The sequence below is a fragment of the Haloarcula marismortui ATCC 43049 genome, assembly GCF_000011085.1.
In the GTDB taxonomy this organism is placed as follows: domain Archaea; phylum Halobacteriota; class Halobacteria; order Halobacteriales; family Haloarculaceae; genus Haloarcula; species Haloarcula marismortui.
Genome location: NC_006396.1, coordinates 397,784 through 419,350, shown reverse-complemented (window position 1 = coordinate 419,350; position 21,567 = coordinate 397,784). Strand labels below are relative to the sequence as shown.

Genomic DNA, 21,567 nt, shown 5'->3' with positions numbered 1-21,567 from the left:
AGTCCCAGTTTACTGTGGGTAGCGAGAGCGAGCTATAGTAGCTATTGAAAATCAATGCACACCTGATCGCACGACAGCAGTGCGATTAGTGTGTAAACCGTTTCAATTGTTACTATAGACGCACGCGGTGGTATCCAGTTGCAGTATAGAGGCTCGAAACACGAAGGCGCATCCACGGTCGTCCCTGCTGTCCCGTTCAATCCGATAGACCCACAGCGCTGGACTCCGAAGCAAGCGTATGGCCGACGACAGGCACGGGATCGACGATATTGACGGCGAAACGCTCGATGCGGTGGCCGAGGCGCTTCGCACCGCCGAAACTGCTGTCGCGCTCACCGGCGCAGGCGTCTCGACCGCATCGGGCATCCCCTCCTTTCGCGGCGACGACGGTATCTGGGAACGCCACGACCCCGCGGACTTCCACCGCCGTCGGCTCGACGCCGACCCAGCGGGCTTCTGGGCGGATCGGCTCTCGCTTCGAGAGGCTATCTACGGCGACATCGACCCCGAACCCAACGCCGCCCACGAGGCGCTGGCGGCGCTTGAAGCGGACGGCCACCTCGACGCCGTGCTCACGCAGAACATCGACGGGCTGCACGACGCCGCCGGGACGGACCGGGTCGTCGAACTGCACGGAACCCATCGGCGCGTGGTCTGTGATGACTGCGGTCACCGCCGGGACGCGGAAGTGGTATTCGAACAGGCCGCCGAAAGCAGCGACTTGCCGCCACGCTGTGACTGCGGCGGCGTCTACCGGCCCGATGTGGTGCTGTTCGGCGAACCAATGCCCGACGTGGCGATGAACGAGGCCCAGCGTCTCGCACGGGACAGTGACGTGTTTCTGGCGGTTGGCTCGTCGTTGTCGGTCCAGCCGGCGTCGCTCCTGCCGAAAATCGCGGCTGAGGGAGACAGTACGCTGGTCGTGGTAAACTACGAGGAGACGCCGCGTGACGCGAGTGCGGCCCATGTGCTCCGTGCGGATGTCACGCAGGTGCTCCCGGCGATTGTCGAGCGGCTGTAGCGGGTTACAACTCGACGCCGCCGGGAATCAGGCTCTGCCCGCGCAGGAGGCTCCCGTCGTGGTCGTAGACGAGCAGCGTCCGTAGCTCGTAGGTTCGTGACTCGCCCTCGCCGTCGGTGAGACGGACTGTAAACTGTGGGTCTTCTTGAGCGTCCGCCGCGGAAACGAGCGCGTCGATGTCCGCTGTCGGTGCTGTCGCCTCAAAGATGTACTCACCGGTGAGGCGGTTCGTCAGCGAAAGCACCCCGTCGCTTTCGGGCTGGCGGCGGAAGGTCACGTCGATCTCCTCGCCATCGAGTGTGCCGCCGTCTACTTTACTGAGGCGCTCGCGGAGCTCTCCTGTCGGCCCATCGTATACAATCGCGATCGTCGGGTCGTCGTTGTCGGTGGCCGAAGCCTGGATGTCGACGGTGAAGTAATCACGCCTCATTCCGGTGTTTACAGGTACGTGGCCTGGCCAAATGAACGTAACGGCGCACCGACTGTCGGTATCGGTAGCTTTTACCGGACCGGCCCACCCTCTGACAGTAGTATGGCATGGGTGAAATCAGAGTACGCGGGCGAGTTCGCGGTGCTTGCGACGTGGCTCGTGGGGCTGGCCCCGTGGTCGGTGTCGCTGTTCGAGATTGAGGGGGTGACTGTCGTCGGGCTTCGCTTTCTTCCGTTCCGGTTCCAGTTCATCTTCGGAGCGACGCTCCCCGGAGAGCGGCCGTTTCTCTGGGCGTGGCAGGTCGCCGCGTTCCAGGAGTCGGAGCCGCTTGCGCTCGCCGGGACACTCGGGGTCGCGGCCCTGGTCGGCTTCCTGTTCCCGCTCGGCCTCAGCCTCTACTACTACGCCGCGGAGGACCGCGTTGAAGCGGTTCTCCCTATGGACCCAGTGCGACTGTTCGGCGGGCTGCTTGGACTCGTCGGCGTCCTCACGCTCGCGGCCAGCGGGCTGTTCATCACGTCGTTTCCCGGCGTCACCGTTCCCATCGGCGCGCTCGTCGCGCTCGTGTTCGCCTATCTCCTGTTGACCGTCGACCGAGCCTGACGGGCAGTGCCGTCTCGTTCGTTCGACCGCTGGCGATTATACTCCTGATAATTTGGCGAGCGAATTTAAGTAGGTGGATACGATAGCAGAGGTATATTCCGCGGAGCACCGTGGGCTCCCAACTGAACCATCGATGTCGAACCCAGAAACCCCCGAACCCGGTGACTTCGTTTCGGACCCGCTCGGCCACATCCAGTCGTGGCTCTCGCGGACTGCAACGGTGTTGAGCGGGTCGGCGGTTCCGACGGCGAACTACGACCCCAGCCGCCACGGGACGCTGGTCGAGTTCGACGGCCTGGACGGCTACAACGAGGTCGAACGCTACTGGCTGAACGCCCCCTTCGCCTTCGCCTCTATCAACCACGACCCGGACCGCGACGAGCACCTGTATCAGGTCGTCGAGCCGTCGCTGACCGACATCGAGCGAGAACTGCTCGACCGTCTGTTCGAGGACATCCGCATCCCGCTCATCTACCGCGACGACGTCGACACCGACCCGGAGCGCGTCCTCGCCGAAGAACTCGAAGCCAGGCTTGAGGAGTACGGCGTCGTCATCGAACCCGAGACGTTCTACCGCCTGTTTTATTACCTGCATCGCTCCTTCCAGGGCTACGGTCACATCGACCCTCTGATGCACGACCCGGACATCGAGGACATCTCCTGTGACGGGGCGAACCTCCCCATCTTCGTCTACCACGACGGCTACACGGACATCGAGACGAACATCACCTACGACGCCGACGAACTGAACGACTTCGTCATCCAGCTAGCCCAGCGTTCCGGTCGGCACGTCTCCGTCTCTGACCCTGTCGTCTCGACGACGCTCCCGGGCGGCTCCCGTATTGAACTGGCGCTCGGCGAGGAAGTGACCCCACGCGGCTCCGCGTTCACGATCCGGAAGTACGCCGACGAGCCGTTCACGCCTATCGAACTGCTGGAGTACGGCACGTTCTCCGTCGAGATGCTGGCTTACCTCTGGCTGGCAATCGAGTCCAACAAGTCGCTCATCTTCGCCGGCGGAACGGCGGCCGGCAAGACCACGTCGATGAACGCGCTGGCGATGTTCCTCCCGCCCCGGTCGAAGGTACTCTCAATTGAGGACACCCGCGAGCTATCCCTGTATCACGACAACTGGCTCTCCTCAGTCACCCGCGAGCGACTGGACGATTCGGACATCACGATGTACGACCTGCTGCGGTCCGCGCTCCGGCACCGCCCCGAGTACATCATCGTCGGCGAGGTTCGTGGTGAGGAAGCTATCACGCTGTTCCAGGCGATGAACACCGGGCACACGACGTTCTCGACGATGCACGCGGACTCGGTCCAGACCGTCATTAACCGGCTGGAGAACGAGCCAATCAACGTCCCGCGGCCGATGGTTCAGAGCCTCGATATCCTCTGTGTGCAGGTGCTGGCCCGCTCGGGTGACGAGCGCGTCCGCCGTGCCAAAACGCTCGCCGAAATCGAGGGCATCGACCAGCGAACCGGCGAACTGGACTACTCGACGACATACAACTGGCGGGCCACCGAGGACCGTTTCTCCGAGAACAACAGCGAGCTACTGGACGAAATCCGCGAGGAACGCGGCTGGAGTCAGTCAGAACTGCTGACCGAACTCCGTAACCGCCAGCGGTTCCTCCGCTACCTCCAGTCCGAGGGCATCACCGACTACCGGAAGTTCACGGCGATGGTCAACAAGTACTACGCGGACAAGGAACAGGTCATAGCGAACATCGACGATGCGATAGCCTGACATGGCGCTGAACCCGCTCGGTCTGGCTCCGCTCGCCGTCGTCGTCGGGATTCTCGGGCTTATCGGCTACAGCACCGTCAACGAGCGCTTCGACCGCAACGTCACGCGGCTGTCCCGACGGCTCTTCGGCCGGTACGTAGGCCAGTCGCCAAAACGCGAACGACAGCTCGAAGCCGCCTACATCGACGAGACGTACCGCGGCTACGCCGCCAGAACGCTGGTGTACGCCTGTGTGGGGGCTGTCGCCGGCGCTATCACCGGCGCGTACGCCATCGGCGGCTTTCTGCTTGTGCTACCGGCGCTAGTGAACCTTGCACAGGGGCTCCCCTCGACGATGGTGACCGCCTTCGGCCTGCGAACGTTCGAACTCGTGTTGACGCCGACGCAGACGCTCTACATCCTCATCGGCGGCGGCGTGCTCTCGGGCGCGGCGACGGCCGGCCTCACGTACCTCTACCGCTGGGAACGGCTCAAGAATCAGGCAGACGTGCGAAGCCGGAACATCGACGAGGGGATGGCCCGCACCATTGCCTTCATGTACGCGCTCTCCCGCGGTGGGATGTCCTTCTCGGACGTGATGCGTGTACTGGCCCGGAATCAAGAAATCTACGGTGACACAGCCAGAGAGGTCGGCGTCGCTGTCAGGGAGATGGACCTGTTCGGCCGGGACATGATTACGGCGCTCGAACACGTCTCCCGGCGGACCCCCAGCGAACAATTCAAGACGTTTATTGAGAACCTCTCCAGCGTCCTCCAGAGCGGCCAGTCGCTGGCCCCGTTCCTCCGCGAGCAGTACGAGCGCCATCAGGAGGAAGCCGCCGAGCGTCAGGAGGACCTGCTGGAACGGCTGGCCACGGTCGCCGAGGCGTACGTCACCGTGTTCGTCGCCGCCGTGCTCTTCTTGATGACGATTCTCCTCGTGTTCGGCCTGACGACGACGGACACGCTCTGGCTGTTACAGATGATGGCATATCTCGTCATCCCGCTGGCTAACGTCGGGTTCATGGTATATCTCGATAGCAAGCTCCAGTCGCTTGGTATCGGGAACGGCGGGACGACAGACATTCTGGACCGGTACGAAACGGCGACGCTGGGGAAACCCAGTCTGGGGTCTGGCCCTCTCGGCCTGCCTGATGGCGGCGTCGTCCCGGCCGACGAGGCGAACTGGGACCGGCTCAGGTTCCACGACCGCGTGAAATCGCTTCGGGAACTGCTCAGCTCCCCGATTCAGTCGCTGGTCTGGAACCCGGTGTACGTCCTCTATCTCACCGTGCCCGTCGCGGTAGTGCTGTTGCTCGTCCGTGCCCCACCTGCGTTCCAGGCATCGACGGTCAACATCCGTCTCCTCGACGACCTCGTCATCCAGTCAGTCCTGCTGATTCTGGGGCCGTTCGCGCTGGTTCGGTTCATCTACACGCAGCGGCTGTCCCGCATTGAGGACGCGACGCCGGACCTGCTCGAACGGTTGGCAAGCCTGAACGAGGCCGGGATGACTGTCGTCGAGAGCCTCCGTCGGGTCCGCGGCAGTGACATCGGCGTACTCACAGAGGAGATGCACCGTATCTGGGCCGACATCAGGATGGGCGCGAACGTCGACGACGCGCTCGTCCGGTTTGGCCGCCGGGTCCAGACCACGGCGGTAACGCGTATCGTAACGCTACTGACACACGCGATGCACGCCTCGGGCCAGCTCGGCCCGGTGTTCCGCATCGCGGCGACCCAGTCACGGGCCGACCTCCGGCTGAAACGGCGGCGACGCCAGCAGATGCTTACCTACCTCGTCGTCATCTACGTCGCCTTCCTGGTGTTTCTGGTCATCATCGTCGCCGTGCAGGAAGTGCTCGTCCCGAGCCTGCCATCCAGCGTACCGACGCCGGCCGGCGAGTCGAACCGCCTCGGTGTTGGCGTCGACCAGTTCGCTCGCTTTGGGCGCGTCGACAAGGCCGCGTACACGCTGGTCTTCTTCCACACTGCGCTGATTCAGGCGGTCCTGACCGGCTTCATCGGCGGCCAACTCGGGGAAGGAACGCTCAAGGACGGCGCGAAACACGCTGCGATTCTGCTGGGCGTCGCGTACGTCGCGTTCATCTTGCTGTCCTCGCCGGTCGCGTCGATGACGGTCACCAGCCCCGCCGTGTCCGGCGACCAGATAACGGTCGAATCAGCGTCTCTTTCGGAGGGAGGGTTCATTGTTGTCCGGGAGTTCGAGGAGGACGGCAGAGTGCTCGGGACCTCCGAGTACCTTTCTTCAGGGTCCCACGGCGACGTACAGATAACGCTTGACAGGCCGCCGTCGACTGGCCAGTCGCTCGTACTCGTCGCCCATCAGGACACCAACGGGAACCAGCAACTCGACTACCCCTTCGACAGTAATTCAGGGACCCCGGACCAGCCGTATTCGTCGTCGACGGCTGGCGAGAACGTCACCGTCGAGTACACGGTCGAGTGACGCTGGATTTACGGTTCACAATCGGGTAGGAGGCGCTGATGGAGTTTGCCGCCTTCGCCGACCGCGCCGAAGCAATAGAATCTGAGAGTGCCGATACCGCGATTACGGAGGCGGTGACCGACCTGTTCCGAGCATCCGGTTCGGACCTCTCGACGCTTGCTCGCTTCGTTCAAGGTCGAGTGTTTCCGGCCTATGAATCCCGCACGCTCGACATCGGGCCGCGGCTGTGCTACGAGGCGATTGCTCGGGCGGCCGGCCAGAACGTCAGTGCCGACGACGTAGAGCAGCGCCTCGCGGACCTGGGCGAAATCGGGGCCGTCGCGGCCAGCTACGACCTCGGTGGTCAGCAGGGCCTCGCCGCGTTCGGTGCTGGTGGTGGAGGGGACGACGCGCTGACCGTCGCGGAACTCGACGACGAGCTACGGAACCTGGCGGCTGTCGACGGCAGTGGGAGCCAAGGGACGAAAGTCGATATCCTCTTTGGCCTGTTCTCGCGGTGTTCGTCGACGGAAGCCGGCTACCTCGCCCGCCTCGTCCTCTCAGAGATGCGTATCGGCGTCGGCGAGGGGACGGTCCGGGACGCCGCCGCGGCCGCTTTCGACGTGCCGGTCGAGGCCGTCGAACGGGCCGTGCAGGTGTCGAACGACTACGGTATGGTTGCCGAAGTGGCCCGCGACGAGGGGGAGTCCGGACTGGCAACCGTCACCCTCGAAATCGGCCGCCCCGTTCAGGCGATGCTGGCACAGGCGGGCACGGTCGCTGGCGCGCTCGAAGACTGGGACCGCGCCGCGGTCGAGTGGAAGTACGACGGCGCTCGCGTGCAGGTCCACTTCGACGGCGAGGACGCGCGGCTGTTCTCCCGGAACATGGAGGAAGTCACCGACCCGCTCCCGGAGGTTGTCGAGACCGTGGAGTCGACGCTGGACGCACCGGCAATCCTCGACGGTGAGGTGGTCGCGGTCGACGACGGCGGCGACCCGCTCCCGTTTCAGGAGGTCTTGCGGCGCTTTCGCCGGAAACACGACGTGGCCGCGGCACGCGAAGACGTGGCCGTCCGGCTACACGCATTCGACTGTCTGCACGCCGCCGGTGAGGACCTGCTCGACGCCGCGCTGGAAACGCGCCACGACCGTCTCGAATCACTGTTCCCGGCTGACAGCGACGTTTTCTCGCAGATGTGGCTGTCCGACGACGCCGAGGAAATTGAAAGTCTGGAGGCTGAGGCCCTCGCCGCCGGACAGGAGGGGATCATGCTGAAAGACCCGACTGCAGCATACTCCCCCGGAAAGCGGGGCAAGCACTGGCGCAAGCGCAAACCCGACGTAGAGACGCTGGATTGCGTCGTCACCGGCGCGGAGTGGGGTGAGGGCCGCCGGGCGAACGTGCTCGGCTCGTTCGAACTTTCTGTCCGAACCGACGACGGCTACGCCACCGTCGGGAACGTCGCGACTGGCATCACCGACGAGGAACTGGACGACCTGACCGAGCGGTTCGAACCGTACATCCGGAGCGAGGACGGCCGCGACGTAGTGCTCGACCCGGCCGTTGTCTTCGAAGTCGGCTACGAGGAGATACAGGCTTCCCAGTCCTACGCCTCGGGCTACGCGCTTCGGTTCCCCCGGTTCCTCTCGGTCCGCGAGGACAAGACGCCTGACAGCGCTGACTCGCTTGCGCGCGTCGAGCGACTGGCCGAGTCACAGTAGCGCCGCTGGGCCGTTTCGAGACGGACCGACACGCGTAATGGGCGTCTCCGAGAACACCTGCACATGACAGTCAGACACGACGGCATCACCGCGGAGTGGCTCGGCTACGCGACGCTCCGACTGGAAGGCGAGGACACAGTCGTCTACTTCGACCCCGGCCGGTACGGCGTCCTGACCGGCGAGTGGGAACCGGACACGCCCGGTATCGGCCATCCGCCGACGCAGGACTACGCCCCGAAAGACGGGGATATCGTCTGTGTGACCCACATTCATCACTACGACCCCGACGGCATCCGCCGTGTCGCAAGCGAGGACGCCACCGTCGTCGCGTTCGAGGGTATCAACGTCCACGCGACCGACCGCGACCTCGACCGCCTCGCCGACCTCGACTACGAGGTCCGCAAGGTGTCGATGGAGGCCGACGTGCTGGTCGACGACGTCCCGATCTGGACCATGCCGGCGTACAACCACGAGGACGGCCGGAACCTGAAGGACGACGGCAGCCCGATTCACCCGAAAGGTATCGGCTGTGGCTTCCTCGTCGCCATCGACGACACCCGCGTGTTCTGGCCCGGCGACACCGACGTGCTGGACGGCCACGCCGAACTCGACGTCTCGCTGTTCGTCCCCTCTATCGCCAAGAACTACACCATGAACCGCCACGAGGCCGCCGATCTGGCCGAGGCGATGGACCCGGACCTCGTGCTCCCGATGCACTACAACACGTTCGAGTTGCTCGAAGCCGACTCGGGTGCGTTCGCCGAGGATGTCGCAAAACGCGGCGTTCCGGTCGTGTTGGACGAGAACTGACTGGCGAACCCGTCTTCGGCGACCCGAGACAGCAGACGGTCTATCTGTCAGTCAAAACAATATTGAAGGATTCAGCAGAACACCACCGACATGGAACGCGCCAGTGACCGAACAGGGGAAACACGTTCCCCAGCCGAACGAACGCCCTCGTTCGGTCACCTACTGCTCGTCTGGCTCCTCGTCGGGCCGTCGCTGTGGTCCCTTGGTTCTGCCGTGGCCGATGCGATTCAGGCCGAACTGCCGCTGTCGACGATGGGAGCCGGCCTGCTGTTCGGAACGATAGTCGTCGTGTCGTTCTGGACCGCCGGCTTTCAGCCCTCACTCAGGGCCAGTTTCGGCTATTTTGTCGCGGAACTGAGTATCTATCTGGTCTTGGCTGTCGGGGTCGTTACGGTCTTCGTTCCGACCTTTACACCGTGGGTTACGATTGCTGTCCAACTCGTGTCTATCTGTCTCGCCGCGACGCTGGTGTTCACCCCGGTCGGTGCGAACATACGGAACTGGTTCCGGCGACATGTCCGCTCTCTGCTGAAACTACCGCCACAAGACCGGTCAGTCGATCACGACTGATGGATTCTCGACCGAGCAAACGCGGATTCGTTTTGCCGGTCAGTCGTTCCGGGTAGTACACTAATTGCGCACTGGTCTCACCACGACTGTTCCCGTTTTCCACTCGACAGAAAACATTTACCGAGTGATAGGAGATGGACTCCTAATGCCCTCCTCCCGTCGGCGATACCTTCGTGGCTGTGTGGCGACCCTCGGACTGGCGTCCGCTGGCTGTCTCGGTTCGAACGGGTACATAGAGACTTCACCGATTGGAACTGAGACGACACCAGAATTAGAGGCTGGGGCGGCCGCCCACAAGCAGAGCAGGGAAACGGAACCGTTCGTCGCCTGGCAGCAATCACTCGGTTCACCGATCACTGCCCCGCCAATTAGTACGGGGAGCGGTCTGTACGTCGGGACTGAGTCGGGAACGGTCAAATCATTTGCAACTGCTGACGGGAGCCAACAGTGGATGTACGATGCGAGCGACCCCATCCGCGCGCAGCCGAGATGCGTCGGAAACACCGTCTTCGTCGTAAGCGGGAAAGAAGGGTTGTACGAGGACCACATCGTCGTGGCACTCGACGCCGAAAGCGGTGCAAAGCAGTGGACGTTCTCGCCCGGAGAGTGGTGGCTTGAGTTGCTCGGCGCGACCGATGAGATGGTGTACGTCGGGACGAACACCGACGCCCCGTCGAAGCAGGGACGGACGCTCTACGCGCTCGCTGTTTCTGACGGGTCGGTGCAATGGTCCGGGGAAATCGGGGACCAGTACGAGGGAGCGGTGCGCAACGGGGCGATATACGTGGCGTCGTACGGTCGGTTCTATGCGTACGACGCTGAAAGCGGTGAGCAACAATGGGTCACTGACGTTTCCGACTACTACTCCCAGACGATGGTCGCCGACGACGACACGCTCTGTTATGCCGCCGACGTGGACGAGACCCGCGGTACGCTAGTCGGCGTGGATTCCGACACTGGGGAGACCATCTGGAGCTACGACGACGGGTTCGTGACATCGACGACGCTACACGATGGAACGCTCTACGTCGGTGGCACACACGTCACTGCGCTCGACCCCGAGAGTGGTGAGCAACAGTGGCAAGCGGAGCAGTCGGGCTACGTCCAACAAGCCCCGGTTCAGAACGGCGTCCTCTATGCAGGCGGTGACAAGATACGCAGCTACGACAGTAGCGACGGCGAACAGAGATGGACGTGGGAGCCCAACGTAGACGTTGAAGGGGTGGTGCCGGCAGCGGTCGTTTCCGACACCCTGTACGTGGACTCGTGGACGGACGGCGACCCGCGGAACCGATTCAAGTTCGCGGTCGATACGACGGCCGAAACGAAACGGTGGGCGTTCGATGTCGGGAGCAATCTGACCGATCTGTCCGTCGACGAAAATGGGGCCTATGTCGCCGCTGCCGATACCGTGTACGCGCTGGAATAATCGAGAACGCTCTGTCGATGCCGTGCCTACAGTATGCCCATCTCGTCCAGCCGTTCGGGCAGGTACGTCTCCGTCACGAAGTCAAGCCCCCGAGAAGCGAGCGCCTGCTGCTCAGCTTTCTTGTTGATATCAAGCTGGAGTTCGATCTGCTCCTCCCAGAAGTCAGTCTGGAAACGCGGGTCCTCAAGTTCGCTCTCTAAGGCGTTGACGTCGGAGTCCGACAGGGGGTCCGTCGGCAGTTCGTACTCGACGATGTCCTCCGGGCGGATGCCGATGAACTGCGCTTCAGGCGTCGCCAGATACTCCGAGAGGTGCGCGCTCTTGATGGAGCCGTAGGAGACCGACCCGAAGATGCGGTACGACCACGGGTCACCGTCAGTGAATACCGTGACCGGAAGGTCGAGTTCGTCGTGGAGGCGCTTGATGAGCCGCCGAGTCGCCCGCGCGGGCTGACCGCCGAGGTGGACCACCAGCGCGTCGTACTCGTCGTCGAAGCCGTTCTCGACGAGTCGGTCGCGCATGCCACCAGTCTCCACGCAGAGGACGAACTTCGCGTCGTTGTCGAGGAACTCGATGGTGTCAGGATTGTTCGGAATCTGGTAACCGCCCTGGCCCACGTCGTCCTGACAGTGGATTTCGCGGTCCCCGCGGTTGGTCTGCTCGCGGAGGAGCAGCGGTCCCATCACCTTCGCACCAGACTCCTCCGGACGCATATGGAAGTCCTCGCGCTTGACATCGGAGACGATTTCCAGATCTTCGATGAGGTTGTTCGACTCGTCTTGCGTGTTGAACTGGGCCTCGTCGAGGTCCCAGGACTCCGAGAGGTAGTACAGTTCACGCAGGGTCGATGAGCGGTCCTCCTCTAGTTGCTGGGAGAGGAAATCGATAGTGTAGACGGCCTTCAGGATCTTCTCGGCCCCGGATATCGTCTTGGCCGACCGCGTGGAGTTCCGGTCGCCGTACACCCAGACCTGCTCGTCCTCGTCGAAGACGATGTTGGACTTGGTCCGGGTCGGGATGGTCATCGTCGGCACCTCGCCGTCGGCGAACTGGTCGTAGAAGTCCGCCGCGAGGTCGATGAGTTGCTCGCGCGCTTCCTCGGTGTCGGGTGTGGTGTCTGAGTCGGTGCTCATATCAGGCGTTCACCGTGAGTTTCTCCTCTTCGATGCCGTCGACCGAGACGGTGAACTCGGCCTCGTCGGTCACGCTGTATTCGAGGACGGCGGTTTCACCGGCCCCGACAGTCGGGGACCACTTGACGAACCACTCGCCGTCCATCTCGACGACCGTCGCGCCGTTGGTGACCTGCGGTTCGGCGGTGACGATGTCGGTCAGTTCCACGTCCGCGTTCGTGTCGTCGTTGTTCTCGATACGGACCCGGACCGTGTCGTCCTCGACCTCGCGCTCGACGAGGACGTTGTTCATGATGCGGGCCAGCGAGTCATCAATGTGTAGCTCGTCGTTGTCCGTGACTTCGGTGAGCTTTTCGGCCATCTCGGGCAGGATAGTCGCCAGCTTGTCCTGCTTCTCGCGGCGCTGTTGCATCGAGCGACGCTTGTTCAGGTAGCTCTTGAGTTCGCGAGCAGCCTCCCGGATGGCGAGTTCGATTTCGTCTTCCATCTCGGGGACGTTGGCGATGGCGTCCTTTGACTCGCTGGTGAAGGGCACGTTCGTCGAGGCGACGTGGACCATGATGACGGCCGGCCCCTTCGGGATGCCCGAGCCGCCGGGCTGGTCGAGGTTGTAGTTGCGCCAGCGGATGGACTTCACAACGTCAGTCGTCGCACAGGCCCCGCGCTGGTACACCAGCGGGACCCGGTTGGCGAATCGCATCACGTCGACTGTCCCCTCGCTTTCGAGTTCACCGCCGTAGGCGATACCGGCCTCGACGATGAACGGGTCGCCGCCGTGGACCGACGCGTCTCGCGTCGACGCGGCGTAGAAGTCCGCATCGAACTCTTTCCGGAGTCCTTCCTCGACGAGTTCCGCGCTGATGGGGGAGAGACAGTCCGTCGGCGGCGCGATGATGTCCGTCTCGCGCATCGCCGACAGCAACTGACTCGCCGTATCGCGGTCGTCGGCGATGTCGGAGACCTTCGGCGGCTCCTCCCGGACGCCCTCTGCGGCCGTCCAGAGCGCCTCTAGCACGTTCTCACGGGCCGTCTCGCCGAAGGTGGCGTCGTCTTGCTCCTCGGTCATGTCGGCCGCGCGGTCGATGTAGCCCCGGAGTTCGTCGCGGGTCAGCCGGTGGCGGCCGTCGTCGTCGAACTTGTCGGCCAGTCGGCTCGCCAGCCCCTCGACTGCGGCGTCGTCCTTGCGTTTCGTCGTCACGTCGTCGACGAGGGCGTAGAGGTCACTCGACAAGTTGTCGCTGACGGCGTTCCAGGCCGCGTCGACGGCGTTTTCTCGAACTGTCGCGCCGAACGTCGTGTCGCCGTCCGCTTCGGCGTCTTCGGCCGCCGAATCGACGATGGATTCGACCTCGTGGTACGCGACCCGGTCGCGGTCGTGGATAGCATCGGAGACGGCGGCTGCGAACGTCGCAGTGGTTTCAGCGCCCTTGTTCGCCACGGCGTCCTCGACAGCGCGCTCGATATCGGCGTCCTCGTTGACTTTCGGCGGCTGCCAGGCCATGCCGCGGCCGTAGTGCCGGTCGTTGAAGTTCGCGATGACGCTGTCGGCGGTCTTCCCGCCGACGCGGGTGAACTCCTCCTGCATGAAGCCGGATACGGAGTACGAATCTGTCGCTTCGAGCATCTTCAGGAGCGTCCCCAACTCGACGCCGTGGGGGTGCGGGCGGATCTCTTCGGTCTCGTCGGGGAGCTCCGCGCGCTCGGCCCGCTCGAACTTCAGGGACTCGTCCAGCCCCGGTTCGTCGAACTCGACGCGGGCGTGAGGGTTGACAACAGCGGTGTCCTGAATGTAGTCCCGCAGCGTCGACCGGGCTCGCATGTTGGCCTCCATCTCCAGTTCGATTCGCGTCCCGTGGGGTCGCTCCCACGTCGTTGTCTCGTCGACGCTAATCTCGGGTTCGTTAGTGTCCGTGTCGACGATGAGTTCGAAGTACTGCGCCTCGTCCTGCCCCTTCGGCCGGGACGTTATTTTTGCGGGCTTGCCGGAAGTCAGCTGTGAGTAGAGCACGGCCGCGGAGATACCGATCCCCTGCTGGCCGCGGTTTTGCTCTCTGGCGTGGAATCGGGACCCGTAGAGGAGCTTCCCGAAGATCTTCGGCGCTTGTTCCTTCGTAATCCCGGGGCCGTTGTCCTCAACGACCAGCTTGTAGTAGTCCCCGGACTCCTGAATCTCGACGTAGATATCGGGGAGAATACCGGCTTCCTCGCAGGCGTCGAGCGCGTTGTCGACGGCTTCTTTGACGGCCGTAACGAGCGCCCGGGCCTCCGAGTCGAAGCCCAGCATATGCTTGTTCTTCTCGAAGAACTCGGCGATGGAGATGGCCCGCTGGGATTCGGCCAACTCCTCGGCGATCCCCTCGCCCTCGCCGAGTTGCGACTGATACGAGGTCATTGTCGTGCGGTACGTACCCGCGTCGGGGTTAAAAGGTAATCGCCACCGGAGTGAAAGTAAACCTTCGCTTCAAAATCGCAGTCCCGCGCGCGTGCGGGAGCTTTATACGTCCCCCTCTATTAGGACTGGTAAGTTCCTATGTCAGGAGAGTCTGATGAGTACGGCGCAAAGTCGATCCAGACCCTTGAAGGGCTGGAAGCCGTCCAGAAGCGACCCGCGATGTATATCGGGTCGACGGACGCTCGTGGCCTCCACCATCTTGTCTACGAGGTGGTCGACAACGCGATCGACGAGGCGCTCGCCGGCTACTGTGACAACATCGACGTAACGATTCACGACGACGGCTCCGTCTCTGTCAGCGACGACGGCCGGGGAATCCCCGTCGATACCCACGAAGAGCACGGCCGCCCGGCCGTCGAGGTCGTGATGACGATCCTCCACGCGGGTGGCAAATTCGACAACAAGTCCTACCAGGTCTCCGGCGGACTCCACGGGGTCGGGGTGAGCGTGGTTAATGCGCTTTCGAAGTGGCTCGAAGTCGAAGTCAGGCGCGACGGCGCGCTCTGGAAGCAGCGCTTCGACCACGGCAAACCGGAGTACGACCTGAAGAAGGTCCGCGACCTCAAGCCCGACGAAGAGACGGGGACCACGGTCCGGTTCTGGCCTGACGACGAGATCTTCGAGACCGGCGAGTTCAAGTTCTCGACGCTATCGTCCCGACTGCGTGAACTCGCCTTCCTCAACTCCGGTGTCGCCATCTCTATCGACGATGAGCGCGACGGCGAAACTGAGACGTTTGCTTACGACGGCGGCATCCGCGAGTTCGTCGAGTACCTGAACGAGACCAAGGACCCGCTCCACCGGGATATCATCTACTTCGAGGACGAAGAAGAGATCGCGGAGGGGCCGGTACAGGTCGAGATTGCCATGCAGGGGACCGACGACCTGCAGGGCTCGATCCACGCCTTCGCAAATAACATCAACACACGCGAGGGCGGGACACACCTCACAGGATTCAAGACATCACTCACACGGGTCATTAACGACTATGCGACCGACAATAATCTGCTGAAAGATCTGGACGATACACTCAAAGGCGACGACATCCGGGAAGGACTGACGGCCGTCATTTCTGTCAAACATCCCGACCCACAGTTTGAGGGCCAAACCAAGACAAAACTCGGAAACAGCGAGGTCCGTGGCATCGTCGAATCGGCGATGCACGACGGACTGGCGACTTTCTTCGAGGAGAACCCCGACACGGCCGAAGCTATCGTCGGGAAGGCCGTTGAGGCCGCAAAGGCGCGGAAGGCCGCACAGAAGGCCGAAGAGCTCACCCGGCGGAAGTCGGCACTCGACTCGACCGCACTGCCCGGAAAGCTGGCCGACTGCCAGACCCGGGACCCCGAGGAAGCCGAACTGTTCATCGCCGAGGGTGACTCCGCGGGCGGCAGCGCCAAACAGGGCCGCAACCCGGATTTCCAGGCGATCCTCCCCATCAAAGGGAAGATCCTGAACGTCGAGAAACACCGTCTGGACCGGATTCTGGAGAACAACGAAATCCGGAACCTCATCACCGCGCTGGGGACCGGTATCGGCGACGAATTCGACATTGAGGACCTGCGGTACGAGAAGATCATCCTGATGACCGACGCAGATGTCGATGGGGCACACATCCGGACGCTCCTGCTGACGCTGTTCTACCGGCACATGAAGCCGTTACTGGAAGCCGGCTACGTCTACGCCTCCCAGCCGCCGCTGTACCGGATTCGCTACCGCGGTAACACCTACGACGCGATGACGGACGCGGAGCGCGACCAGATCATCGAAGAGAAGTGTGACGGCAACCCCACCCATGTCCAGCGGTTCAAGGGCCTCGGTGAGATGAACCCCGAACAGCTCTGGGAGACGACGATGAACCCCGACAACCGGATTCTCAAACAGATCACCATCGAGGACGCCGCGGCCGCCGACAAGATGTTCAATATCCTGATGGGCGACGCCGTCGAACCGCGCAAGGAGTTTATCAAGGAGCACTCGCCTGAAGCGGAGTGGGTCGATATATGAGTTCTGACGCTAACGACGCCAACGCCCCGGCAGAGCGGATCGAGCACGTCCGCATCGAGGACGAGATGGAGCAGTCCTACATCGACTACGCGATGTCGGTCATCGCGGGTCGGGCGCTCCCGGACGTTCGGGACGGTCTCAAACCCGTTCATCGACGCATCCTCTATGCGATGCACGAGATGGGCGTCTCCTCGAACACCGCCCACCGGAAGTCCTCCTCGATTGTCGGCGACACCATGGGTGATTACCACCCACACGGCGGCTCAGCCATCTACGACACGCTCGTCCGGATGGCACAGGACTTCTCGATGCGGTATCCGCTGATAGACGGACAGGGGAACTTCGGCTCGATGGACGGCGACCCCGCGGCCGCCATGCGATACACAGAGGCCCGGATGGACCCCCTTGCCGAGGAACTGCTCAAAGATATCGAGAAAGACACCGTCGACTTCTCCAGTAACTACGACGACCGCCTGCAGGAACCCGACGTGCTGCCGTCGAAGGTCCCGAACCTCCTGTTGAACGGGTCGTCCGGGATTGCTGTCGGCATGTCGACCAACATCCCGCCGCACAACCTCGGCGAGCTGGTCGACGCGACGGTCCACCTGCTCGGAAACCCCGACTGTACGGTTGAGGACCTGATGGAGCACATCAAGGGGCCGGACTTCCCGACCGGCGGCAACATCGTCGGCCGCGACGCCATCTACTCGGCGTATGCGACCGGTCGAGGCCGCTTACGGGTCCGCGCCGAATACGAAGTCGACCCCGAAGAGGGGCGAATCGTCATCAGCGAACTCCCCTATCAAGAGAACAAGGCCCGCGTCGTCGAGCGTATCGCCGACGACGTGAACGAGGGGAAAATCGAGGGGATCTCGGACCTCCGCGACGAGTCCGACCGCAACGGCGTCCGTATCGTCGTCGAACTCAAGCGCGGGGCAAACATCGACGTGGTCGAAAACCGACTGCTCGACCATCACCTCGAATCCACGTTCGGCGTGATCAACCTCGCGCTGGTCGATGGCCAGCCCAAGGTCCTCTCGCTGAAAGAGAGCCTCCAGCACTACATCGACCACCGCCGCGAGGTCGTCCGCCGACGCTCCGAGTACGACCTCGCCGAAGCCGAGGACCGTGCCCACATCCTCGAAGGTCGGCTGAAGGCACTCGAAAACGTCGAGGACGTAGTTGAGCTTATCCGTAACAGGGAAGACCGCGACGCCGCTCGCACCGGGCTGCAGGAGTCCTTTGATTTCTCCGAGGAGCAGGCCGCCCACATCGTCCGGATGCAACTCGGTTCGCTCACCTCGATGGAAGCGGCCGAAATCGAAGACGAGTACGAGGACGTGCAGAACACTATTGACTACCTCGAATCCGTCCTCAACAGCCGCGAAAAGCTCGACAGCGTCATCGCCGACGAACTTCAGGAAGTCAAGGACGACTACGACGACGACCGCCGGACAAGCATCATCGAGGACGAGGGGCAGGTCACTCACGAGGACCTCATCCCTGAAGAAGACTGCGTCGTCGTCATCACCGAGGACGACTACATCAAGCGGATGCCGGTCGAGAACTTCGATCCCCAGAACCGCGGCGGCAAGGGAATCATCGGGGCCGACCCCAAGGAGAACGACCGCGTCTCGAAGGTGTTCCGGGCCAACAGCCACGACTACCTGCTCTGTTTCACCAATCAGGGACAGGTCTACCGGCTCAAGACCTACGAGATCCCCGAAATGTCCCGAACCGCACGGGGCAAGTCCGCTATCAACCTCATCGACCTGGACGACGGCGAGGAACTGACCGCCGTCGTCTCGACCGACGAGTTCGGCGACGACGAGTGCATCACGATGGTGACCCGGAACGGCTACGTCAAGCGGACCTGCTGTTCTGAGTTCGAGAACATCCTCTCGACGGGTATCATCGCGGCCAAACTCGAAGACAGCGACGAACTCATCGACGTGGATGTCACCGACGGCACCGGCGACCTCGTCATCGCCACGGAGGCGGGGATGACCATCCGCTTCAGCGAGAGCGAAGTCAGCGAGATGGGCCGTTCCGCACGCGGTGTCAACGGCATCAAACTGCAGGACGATGATAAGGTCGCGGCGATGGTTGCCACTGACGACGACGACCCCCGGTCGCTGTTGACCGTCACGGAACACGGCTTCGGGAAGCGGACCAAACTCGACGAGTATCGCACCCAGTCACGCTACGGCAAGGGCCTCATCGACATCAAGACCGACGACCGCAACGGTCGCGTGTCGACGGCCAAAGCCGTCACCGACGAGGACCATCTGGTCATCATGTCCGAACAGGGCCAGATCATGCGCATCCGCGCCGGCGACGTGTCCCAGGTCGGTCGGAACACAAAGGGTGTGACGATTATGGGACTCGAAGAGGATGACCGCGTGGCGAGTGTGACAGTTGTGCCGGCAGAAACTGAATAGCAGCCGCGAGCGAAGCGAGCGGCCTTTTTCGCCCACGTTTTTGCCGCGAGTGGTGGCCTCCGGCCACCCGAGCGGGAAAAACGTGGAAGCGGGGTGACGATTATGGGACTCGAAGACGACGATCGCGTGGCGAGCGTGACAGTCGTGCCAGCCGTCACCGACGAATACGGCCCGATTCCCGGTCGCGCGGTTTGGATTGCCTTCTTGCCGTCTAAACAGTTACAGTACGCGCTTGCCGAAGGCACTGGCGACGAGTTCACAGGCCAGTTCGGCAGTGCGGTTGTGTTCGTCGAGAATCGGGTTCACTTCGACCAGTTCCATAGAGCGCAGCTGGTCGTGCTGTTCGGCGACGTACTCCATTGCGATGTGGGCCTCGCGGTAGGAGACGCCGCCACGAACCGGTGTCCCGACGCCGGGGGCCTCCGTCGGGTCGAGCCAGTCGAGGTCGAGCGAGACGTGTATCCCGTCCGTCCCGTCTGTTGCGATATCCAGCGCCTCATCGACGACTGCCGGCGCGCTCCGGGCGTCGATATCCGACATCGTGTATGCCGTGATATCGCTTTCTTCGATCAGCCGGCGTTCCCCGTCGTCCACGTCTCGCAGCCCAACGATGACGACGTTTTCTTCGCTTACCGCTGGTGTGTGCGCCCACGCATGGTCGGAGAACGCACCGAGACCGAGGACAGCCGCCAGCGACATCCCGTGGATGTTCCCGCTGGGTGTCGTCGCCGGCGTGTTGAAATCGCCGTGCGCGTCGAACCAGATGACGCCCAGCTCTTCGTCCTCGCGGGCTGCACCGGCGACGGTTCCAATGCCGATAGAGTGGTCGCCACCCAGAACGAGCGGGAACCGTCCCTCCCGGAGGGTCGCGTCGACCGCCGTCGTCACGTCCTCACAGACCTCTTTTGTCTCTCTGAAGAACTTCGCGCGCCCACTGTCCAGACCACCGGCATCGGGGTCGCGCTCCTCCGGTCGCGGCACAGCGATGTCGCCGCCGTCGATGCAGTCGATACCAATATCCGACAACTGGTCGGCGAGGCCGCCGTACCGTATTGCTGACGGTCCCATGTCGACGCCGCGCCGGTCAGCGCCGAGGTCCATCGGCACGCCGAGAACACGAACCTGTTCTTGCATACTGTCGCCTCCACGGGCGGCGAATAAAGACCCAGCGTTGAGCCGACGGCAGTCAGTTATCGCCTACGTATACGGCGCACAGACCAGCTCGATGCCCTCTTCGAAGCTGGTCTCCGGTTCCCAGCCCGTCGCCTCGTGCATCTTCGAGAAGTCGGCACAGGTGTCGTGGACGTACACGTCCTCGGGGATCGGGTTCTCGATGTACTCCGGCTCGATGTCCGTTCCGAGCTCGTCGTTCAGCATCTCCACGACGGTGTTGAAGTCGTAGGCCTCGCCGGTACCGAGGTTGTACACGTCGTTCAGTTCGTGTTCGGCGGCCAGGACGAGCCCGCGGACGATGTCGTCGACGTGGGTGAAATCGCGGGTCTGCTCGCCGTTGCCGTACAGCTTCGGCGCGTCGCCGCTGGCAAGGTCGTCGGCGAACTGGGCGATGACGTTAGCGTACTCGCCTTTGTGTTCCTCCGCGCCGCCGTAGCCCTGATACACCGAAAAGAAGCGCATCCCGGCCAGCGTAAGGTCGTAGTGGTTCTGGAAGTACTCCGCGTACGTCTCCCGGGCCATCTTCGAGGCCTCGTAGCCGGTGTTGACCGTCACGTCCATGTCTTCCGGCGAGGGCTCGGTCCGACTGCCGTAGATTGAGGACGTCGAGGCGTAGACGATGGTGTCACAGCCGTCGTCCCGGGCCTGCTCGACCGTGTTGACGAACCCCTCGACGTTCACGCGAGCGCCGTGGGTCGGATTGTCCTCGTGCATCGCGTAGGAGGAGAGTGCCGCGAGGTGAAACACCACGTCCACGTCAGTCGGCAGGTCGTCGTCGAGGACACTCTGTTCGACGTACTCTACGTCTTCTGATACGTTCTCAGGCGTGCCAAGATAGCCGTCATCCAGGGCGACGACATCGTTGTTCTCGGCCAGTTTGTTTGCGAGGTTTGCCCCGATAAACCCCCCACCGCCAGTCACCAGAACGCGCTGATTTTCCATATCTGTGTCAGGTCAGCGCTGGAATAAAGTACTAACGTTTTCCGCGATTCTAAGACGGTTCCAGACGGTTTACCGTCGCATTTAAGGACGGCTGTACCGAACAAGAGATTATGTCATCTATCGAACTGACACCCAGTCAAAAGAACATTCTGCAGGAACTGGTAAATCTCTATCGGGAAAGTGAAAGCGCTGTCAAAGGCGAGGACATTGCCGAGAAAGTCGACCGGAACCCCGGCACGATTCGAAACCAGATGCAGAGCCTCAAAGCCCTGCAGCTGGTCGAGGGCGTCCCTGGCCCCAAAGGTGGGTACAAGCCCACCGCCAACGCCTACGACGCGCTCCAGATTCAGGACATGGACCAGGCCGCCGAAGTCCCGCTACGCCACAACGGCGAGCTTGTCGAACACTCAAACGTCGAGGAGATCGACCTGACCAGCGTCCACCACCCCGAGGAGTGCCGCGCCGAGATTCAGCTTCAGGGCACGATGTCCGAATTCCACGAGGGCGACTCGGTGACAGTCGGACCGACACCGCTGTCGAAGCTCCAGATTATCGGGACCCTCGAAGGCAAGGACGACACCAACAACAAACTCATTCTCGCTATCGATGATATGCGGGCACCGGCGGGCGAGCCGGAACACTAGTACGTCT

The 21,567-nt window shown here is 62.7% G+C and carries 16 protein-coding genes; 11 read left to right on the top strand and 5 right to left on the bottom strand.

Going from position 1 to position 21,567, the window contains the following annotated elements; all coding sequences use genetic code 11:
- Window positions 1-238 precede the first annotated feature (238 nt).
- Window positions 239-1,021, top strand: coding sequence for an NAD-dependent protein deacylase (locus tag RR_RS06090; protein WP_011223041.1), 783 nt, complete (start codon window positions 239-241; stop codon window positions 1,019-1,021).
- Between the two features lie 4 nt (window positions 1,022-1,025).
- Here the strand turns inward: RR_RS06090 and RR_RS06085 are convergent, their stop codons facing one another.
- A complete protein-coding gene (locus tag RR_RS06085) occupies window positions 1,026-1,451 on the bottom strand; it encodes a DUF5793 family protein (RefSeq protein ID WP_004962337.1) in 426 nt (141 codons plus the stop codon).
- A 102-nt stretch (window positions 1,452-1,553) separates the two neighbouring features.
- Between RR_RS06085 and RR_RS06080 the strand changes: the two genes are divergently transcribed.
- From RR_RS06080 to RR_RS06050, 7 genes are all read left to right on the top strand, one after another.
- Window positions 1,554-2,054: a TIGR04206 family protein gene (locus RR_RS06080; protein WP_011223040.1), complete on the top strand. Its 501-nt coding sequence runs from the start codon at window positions 1,554-1,556 to the stop codon at window positions 2,052-2,054.
- Between the two features lie 133 nt (window positions 2,055-2,187).
- The gene (locus RR_RS06075; RefSeq protein WP_011223039.1) at window positions 2,188-3,807 is read left to right on the top strand and encodes a type II/IV secretion system ATPase subunit; all 1,620 of its coding nucleotides are present in this window, start codon (window positions 2,188-2,190) and stop codon (window positions 3,805-3,807) included.
- 1 nt (window position 3,808) lies between these two features.
- Entirely contained in the window at window positions 3,809-6,256 is a 2,448-nt protein-coding gene (locus RR_RS06070) for a type II secretion system F family protein (RefSeq protein WP_011223038.1), read from the top strand.
- Between the two features lie 38 nt (window positions 6,257-6,294).
- A complete protein-coding gene (gene ligA / locus RR_RS06065; protein WP_011223037.1) occupies window positions 6,295-7,959 on the top strand; it encodes an ATP-dependent DNA ligase LigA in 1,665 nt (554 codons plus the stop codon).
- Window positions 7,960-8,022: 63 nt separating this feature from the next.
- Window positions 8,023-8,769 (top strand): MBL fold metallo-hydrolase, encoded by a 747-nt coding sequence (locus RR_RS06060; RefSeq protein ID WP_011223036.1) that lies wholly within the window; start codon window positions 8,023-8,025, stop codon window positions 8,767-8,769.
- Between the two features lie 90 nt (window positions 8,770-8,859).
- Window positions 8,860-9,339, top strand: a complete 480-nt coding sequence (locus tag RR_RS06055; RefSeq protein WP_007187990.1) for a hypothetical protein — start codon at window positions 8,860-8,862, stop codon at window positions 9,337-9,339.
- A gap of 145 nt (window positions 9,340-9,484) precedes the next feature.
- On the top strand, window positions 9,485-10,768 hold the full coding sequence (locus RR_RS06050) for a PQQ-binding-like beta-propeller repeat protein (RefSeq protein ID WP_011223035.1): 1,284 nt from the start codon (window positions 9,485-9,487) through the stop codon (window positions 10,766-10,768).
- Between the two features lie 26 nt (window positions 10,769-10,794).
- Here the strand turns inward: RR_RS06050 and RR_RS06045 are convergent, their stop codons facing one another.
- The gene (locus RR_RS06045; protein WP_004962323.1) at window positions 10,795-11,901 is read right to left on the bottom strand and encodes a DNA topoisomerase IV subunit A; all 1,107 of its coding nucleotides are present in this window, start codon (window positions 11,899-11,901) and stop codon (window positions 10,795-10,797) included.
- A 1-nt stretch (window position 11,902) separates the two neighbouring features.
- A complete protein-coding gene (locus tag RR_RS06040; protein WP_011223034.1) occupies window positions 11,903-14,293 on the bottom strand; it encodes a DNA topoisomerase VI subunit B in 2,391 nt (796 codons plus the stop codon).
- Window positions 14,294-14,431: 138 nt separating this feature from the next.
- Between RR_RS06040 and gyrB the strand changes: the two genes are divergently transcribed.
- Window positions 14,432-16,360: a DNA topoisomerase (ATP-hydrolyzing) subunit B gene (gene gyrB / locus RR_RS06035; RefSeq protein WP_004962319.1), complete on the top strand. Its 1,929-nt coding sequence runs from the start codon at window positions 14,432-14,434 to the stop codon at window positions 16,358-16,360.
- On the top strand, window positions 16,357-18,801 hold the full coding sequence (gyrA, locus tag RR_RS06030; RefSeq protein ID WP_011223033.1) for a DNA gyrase subunit A: 2,445 nt from the start codon (window positions 16,357-16,359) through the stop codon (window positions 18,799-18,801). The genes gyrB and gyrA overlap by 4 nt, the downstream gene beginning before the upstream one ends.
- A gap of 219 nt (window positions 18,802-19,020) precedes the next feature.
- Here the strand turns inward: gyrA and rocF are convergent, their stop codons facing one another.
- Both rocF and RR_RS06020 read right to left on the bottom strand, forming a co-directional pair.
- Window positions 19,021-19,935 (bottom strand): arginase, encoded by a 915-nt coding sequence (gene rocF, locus RR_RS06025; RefSeq protein ID WP_004962314.1) that lies wholly within the window; start codon window positions 19,933-19,935, stop codon window positions 19,021-19,023.
- A 63-nt stretch (window positions 19,936-19,998) separates the two neighbouring features.
- Complete coding sequence (locus tag RR_RS06020; RefSeq protein ID WP_004962311.1) at window positions 19,999-20,916, bottom strand: NAD-dependent epimerase/dehydratase family protein; 918 nt, start codon at window positions 20,914-20,916, stop codon at window positions 19,999-20,001.
- A gap of 110 nt (window positions 20,917-21,026) precedes the next feature.
- On the opposite strand from RR_RS06020, the gene RR_RS06015 reads away from it, so the two are divergent.
- Window positions 21,027-21,560, top strand: coding sequence for an Rrf2 family transcriptional regulator (locus RR_RS06015; RefSeq protein ID WP_004515710.1), 534 nt, complete (start codon window positions 21,027-21,029; stop codon window positions 21,558-21,560).
- The last annotated feature ends 7 nt before the right edge of the window (window positions 21,561-21,567 follow it).

Excerpts from the sequence above, each read along its gene's own strand:
- RR_RS06020 (WP_004962311.1), bottom strand. The coding sequence starts at position 20,916 with ATGGAAAATCAGCGCGTTCTGGTGACTGGCGGTGGGGGGTTTATCGGG.
- RR_RS06015 (WP_004515710.1), top strand. The coding sequence starts at position 21,027 with ATGTCATCTATCGAACTGACACCCAGTCAAAAGAACATTCTGCAGGAA.
- rocF (WP_004962314.1), bottom strand. The coding sequence starts at position 19,935 with ATGCAAGAACAGGTTCGTGTTCTCGGCGTGCCGATGGACCTCGGCGCT.
- RR_RS06075 (WP_011223039.1), top strand. The coding sequence starts at position 2,188 with ATGTCGAACCCAGAAACCCCCGAACCCGGTGACTTCGTTTCGGACCCG.
- RR_RS06080 (WP_011223040.1), top strand. The coding sequence starts at position 1,554 with ATGGCATGGGTGAAATCAGAGTACGCGGGCGAGTTCGCGGTGCTTGCG.
- RR_RS06085 (WP_004962337.1), bottom strand. The coding sequence starts at position 1,451 with ATGAGGCGTGATTACTTCACCGTCGACATCCAGGCTTCGGCCACCGAC.
- RR_RS06040 (WP_011223034.1), bottom strand. The coding sequence starts at position 14,293 with ATGACCTCGTATCAGTCGCAACTCGGCGAGGGCGAGGGGATCGCCGAG.
- RR_RS06060 (WP_011223036.1), top strand. The coding sequence starts at position 8,023 with ATGACAGTCAGACACGACGGCATCACCGCGGAGTGGCTCGGCTACGCG.
- RR_RS06045 (WP_004962323.1), bottom strand. The coding sequence starts at position 11,901 with ATGAGCACCGACTCAGACACCACACCCGACACCGAGGAAGCGCGCGAG.
- RR_RS06090 (WP_011223041.1), top strand. The coding sequence starts at position 239 with ATGGCCGACGACAGGCACGGGATCGACGATATTGACGGCGAAACGCTC.
- RR_RS06050 (WP_011223035.1), top strand. The coding sequence starts at position 9,485 with ATGCCCTCCTCCCGTCGGCGATACCTTCGTGGCTGTGTGGCGACCCTC.
- gyrB (WP_004962319.1), top strand. The coding sequence starts at position 14,432 with ATGTCAGGAGAGTCTGATGAGTACGGCGCAAAGTCGATCCAGACCCTT.
- ligA (WP_011223037.1), top strand. The coding sequence starts at position 6,295 with ATGGAGTTTGCCGCCTTCGCCGACCGCGCCGAAGCAATAGAATCTGAG.
- gyrA (WP_011223033.1), top strand. The coding sequence starts at position 16,357 with ATGAGTTCTGACGCTAACGACGCCAACGCCCCGGCAGAGCGGATCGAG.
- RR_RS06055 (WP_007187990.1), top strand. The coding sequence starts at position 8,860 with ATGGAACGCGCCAGTGACCGAACAGGGGAAACACGTTCCCCAGCCGAA.
- RR_RS06070 (WP_011223038.1), top strand. The coding sequence starts at position 3,809 with ATGGCGCTGAACCCGCTCGGTCTGGCTCCGCTCGCCGTCGTCGTCGGG.